Below are 4573 nucleotides of genomic sequence, written 5' to 3' on the forward strand. Positions count from 1 at the left end.
GAAGCCAGTGGGCTTCAGCGTCAACGGCGACGGCGGCGCAACCTACCCGGCCCCCGTCGTCGCCCAGCAACGACCTCTCCGCAGGGGAACCCGCCACTTCAGACTTCCCGAGAGCGGCTGCAAAGGAGGATGCAAATGGCTGGAATCACCTCAGAGCTCGACAAAGAATGGATCTCGGTCCCCCGGCCATAGACTCGGGGGCCGAAGCCAGCGGCGCTCACGGCATGTGTGTCGCCCTGGTCACGAGCACGAGCACGAGCACGAGCACGAGCACGAGCACGATCCGATCCTTAGCTGCTGGGCGAGCCAGCGGCCGCTCAGCACGGCGCTGCTGTTGCCCAAGGCCACGGGCTGCCTCAGGTCGCTTAGTTCGTGGTTGGATTGGAGTGGCTGGTGCGCCAGGTGTGTTGTGGTTCGAAGCCCAGCAGCCGCCGGGCCTTGTCGATGGAGAGCATGGTCTCGTGTTCGCCCAAATCCTTGACCACTTTCACGTTCGGGTAGACCTCCGCCGCGAGGCTGGCACTGGACCGGTTCATGACCGTGTCCGCGTTGGCGATGATGAAGGCTTCAAACCCCGGTTTGCCGTTCTCCAGTGCCCGGAGTACGGCCTGCGCGCCGTCCCGGCCGTCGATGTAGGCCCACAGGTTCCATTTGCGCAGCATGGCGTCGTCATCGAACGAAGGGAAGGCGTCGTAGTCTTCCGGATCCATCACGTTGGAGAACCGCAGCCCAACAATGCTCAGTTCCGGGTCCCAGCGCGTCATCTCGATGGCCATCTGCTCCTCCAGACGTTTCACGAGGGAATACGTGGTTTCCGGCCGGGGCGGGTACTCCTCGTCCACCGGAATATAGGGCGGGTCGACGTCGAACGGTGTGCCCAGGACAGTCTCACTGGAGGCGTACACCACCTTCTTGATCCCAGCCCGGCGCGCCGCCTGAAACACGTTGTACGTGGAGAGCATGTTGTTTTCAAACGTCGCGGCGTCCGGCGAAAGTCCCGGGGCAGGGATCGCGCCTAAATGGACGATGGCGTCGAAGCCCGTGTGCCGGCGGTCCACGCCCAGGAGCGCATCTACGACCTGGCCGTAGTCCCGCAGGTCCACCACCACCAGACCGGGGTTTCGTTCACCGGTCCGGTCCAGGTTCAGCACCTGGTGGCCCTCTTCCGTAAGGTGCCGCACCACGTGCCGGCCCAGCTTGCCGCTTCCACCCGTCACCGCAATTTTCATCAGTACTCTCCTCGACATTGTTCGACTGTTCCGAGCCGCACCGGGCTGAGAACCACCGCCGTGGATCCTGGCCACGCTGATCGGGCCAGGCATCACCAGCCCAAACCTAGACCGCAGGCGGTCGCTGGCGCGTGGCCCTGTCAGTTCTAGGACAACCGGACCTACCACCGCCAACAGCAACGTGTCGCCCGTGAGGGCATCCTGGACTCCCAGCTTGTTCACAGCCTCCGTGGACACAGCCCCGGCGGACGTCCGCTTGGCCCTCACGGGTCTACGCCTCGGCACTGTCCCTGTCGCCTATGGTCTCCAGGCACTGGTCTCTCTGGCAGGCCGCACGCGTGGAGGACGCCCTGATGGAGGACGCCAGGCGCCGTGACAAGGAAGATTTGGTGGCCGAGGTTGTCGAGGCTCTGCTCGCCAGGACCAATGTAGAACGGGCCATGCCCGTTTACGGGACGGCTGAAGACTGAGGCCGAACGCTGACCAGCCATCCCGAGATCCTTACAGCCCGGTAGTACGGCCCACTGCGTCGCGGCACAGACGATTGAGGTATCCGGCCAGGGTGGTAATCCGTAAACGGCCGTCGCTGATCACCGACTCTCCACGTCGGGTCATGGCCATCGCCCCATCCAGTGGGACCTCTGACAGCAGTGTTGCCTGTCTGAGCTGCTGGTGCCAGGGTGGGTGTTTCTCCGGACGGGTCGTCCAAGGCGTCCCGATCTTCTCATGGTGCCCGGAAGGTGCAAGCAATATCCGTAGCCTGTGGACTTCCGGAAGGTTTCATGACGAGGCGTTGTGACCAGGGTGAACCTTCCGCCGGAGCCGCCCGGAAACAGAAGGCAAAGTGATCCCTTGCCGGCAAAAATCCTCCGGGCAAAGAACCCTGATTGTGGGAGTATTGAGGGTCTCAGGGCAATTGGCCGCCCTCACCACGCTTCTGGCTTTGTTTGGGGCAGCAAAACTCGTCCTCGTCCCGATGCGCCGCCGTGTGAGTCGTATGGAAAAGTGAAGGATCGGCGGACCAATGCCGATATCTTGTTCGTCGGAGCTTTCGCTCGTCGCATCCCCGGCATGACACCACTAACGCTGCAGCGCCACGGGGCGGAGTCCCGCGAAGGAGGAGAATGTTGAACCAAGTGTTCGTAGGGCCGTCTTCGAAATCCTGGATATAACGGTTGAAAGCTGAGGAACCTCCGATGTCAGATATTAATTCCCCGGTCCGGAGCCGCGGCCCGAAAGCCCCGGAGGGGGCTTCTCCGCATGCCTGGCGCGCGCTGGTCGTGCTGCTGATCGGGATGTTCATGGCCCTGCTGGACACCACAATCGTGAACGTCGCTTTGCCGACCATCCGGGATAACGTCAACGGCGCCGGTAATCCTCCGGCCGGGGAAGACGTGCTGTCCTGGGTTATTTCGGGCTATGCCCTCGCTTTTGGTCTTGCGCTTATCCCTGCCGGTCGGCTGGGCGACCGGTTCGGCCACAAATGGGTGTTCTTTACGGGGCTCGTCCTTTTTACAGTCGCAAGTCTCGCTTGCGGTTTGGCCCAAACGGACATGCAACTGATTGTATCCAGGGTTGTTCAGGGGTTGGCGGGCGGCATCTTCGTGCCGGCCGTCACGGCCTTCATCCAGATTCTTTTCCCGGGCCGGGTCAGGGGAAAGGCGTTCGCTATCATGGGCGCCGTGATTGGGGTATCGACCGCCCTGGGTCCGATCGTCGGCGGTCTCCTCATCGAGTGGTTCGGTTCAACAAACGGGTGGCGCCTGGTGTTCGGTGTCAACCTTCCCGTCGGCATCATCGCCCTGGCTCTCGCCGTCGTGTTCCTTCCGGGCCGGAAGAGGCTCATGGCGGATGCCGGCCATCCAAGCACGCAAAAGCCGTCCGGGGGTATCGATTGGCTGGGCTTGTTGCTGCTGACCGGGGGCCTCGTGGCAATCCTTGTCCCCCTCATTGAAGGGCAGACTGTCAATTGGTTGCCGTGGACATTCATTGTCCTTGGCGTCGGTGTTGTGCTCATCGTCCTGTTTTCGATGTGGGAAATTTTCTATTCAAAGCGCGGCAGAAGTCCCTTGGTGCCACCCCACCTGTTCAGCCACCCGGCCTTCACGGGCGGGACAATCCTCGCCCTCGTCTACTTCGCCGCGTTCACGAGCATTTTCTTCACCATCTCCCTCCTTTGGCAGGCAGGACTCGGCCACACGGCCCTGGAATCCGGTCTCGTCTCCCTGCCGTTCGCAATTGGCTCCATCGCCGGATCCGCGCAAAGCAACCGGCTGTCCATGCGGCTTGGCCGCACCGTCCTGATCCTGGGCACAGCTTTGGTGACCCTCGGCCTCATGGCAATATGGATCATCCTCCTAAACGTCGACGGCACCGACCTCACCTTCTGGATCCTGATGGCGCCACTGTTCTTCGCAGGACTTGGTAATGGCCTGTTCATTGCACCCAACGCCCAGTTCATCGTTGCGACCGTCCAAAGCCGCGAGGCCGGAGCCGCCAGTGGTGTCATTTCCACCGTGCAGCGCATTGGCAGCGCGATCGGAATCGCCGTCATCGGCAGCGTTCTGTTCAGCGTCGCCAATCTGCCCGCGGTCCGCAGCAAGGCGGACCTGATCGCTGCGTTCATGGACGGCGCAACCAGCGCCATCGGGACCAGCGCCATCTTCGCCGTGATCGCCTTCGTTCTGGTCTTCGCACTCCCCCGCACGGTCTCCTCACACAACGCGGGACACTGATCCCGCGCCATCGTTGAGTCGACCCCCTCTGACGGGGCCCAGCTTCGGCCTCTCACTCCGACCAGTAAGTGTTCTGTGGAGCAGACCCTTGCCGAGCTGCGGTTTGAGGGAAGGACCCTTGCTTCCATCAGTACGCGACGTGCAACTGACGGACGGATACCCACCCCGGTAAAAGGGCGTTCCACACCGAAACAGATCTGCAAGTTCGTGGCTTGAGTCGCCAGGACTGTCATCGCCTTGCCGGTTCCCTTATAGCCTGCCAGAAACTGCCCGGCCCACAAGGGCGGGAGTATCACTGCATTTCGAGCCGGCCTTGGGTAAGCAGCAGACCTGTTGCGACGTTGATGGAGACCGTCTCCGTGGTCTTCTCGTGGTGCCCGGAAAGCGCAAGCAATATCCGTAGCCTGTGAATTTCCGGAAGGTTTCATGACGTGTGGTTGAAACCAGGGTGAACCTTCCGCCGGAGCGTCCGGAAGCAGGAGCCGAAGTGACCCTTTGTCGGTCAGAATCCTCGGGGGGGTGCCTCTATGGTTTTCGTCAAGCCGCTGCGGGGTGGTTTCGTGGTTCCGGCTCCTGGTAGAGGGTTCCGTCTCGGAGCATGGCGAAGAG

3 protein-coding genes are annotated in these 4573 nt (G+C 62.1%); 2 read left to right on the top strand and 1 reads right to left on the bottom strand.

Features of this window, described 5'->3' with window-relative positions:
- Nucleotides 1-365: 365 nt before the first annotated feature.
- Nucleotides 366-1229, bottom strand: coding sequence for an NAD(P)-dependent oxidoreductase (locus AB0313_RS21970; protein ID WP_366308444.1), 864 nt, complete (start codon nucleotides 1227-1229; stop codon nucleotides 366-368).
- Nucleotides 1230-1567: 338 nt separating this feature from the next.
- Between AB0313_RS21970 and AB0313_RS21975 the strand changes: the two genes are divergently transcribed.
- Entirely contained in the window at nucleotides 1568-1699 is a 132-nt protein-coding gene (locus AB0313_RS21975; protein WP_366308446.1) for a hypothetical protein, read from the top strand.
- A gap of 726 nt (nucleotides 1700-2425) precedes the next feature.
- Nucleotides 2426-3964: an MFS transporter gene (locus AB0313_RS21980; protein ID WP_366308448.1), complete on the top strand. Its 1539-nt coding sequence runs from the start codon at nucleotides 2426-2428 to the stop codon at nucleotides 3962-3964.
- The last annotated feature ends 609 nt before the right edge of the window (nucleotides 3965-4573 follow it).

It is taken from the genome of Pseudarthrobacter sp. NPDC080039, from assembly GCF_040702335.1.
Taxonomy (GTDB): Bacteria; Actinomycetota; Actinomycetes; order Actinomycetales; family Micrococcaceae; genus Arthrobacter; species Arthrobacter enclensis_A.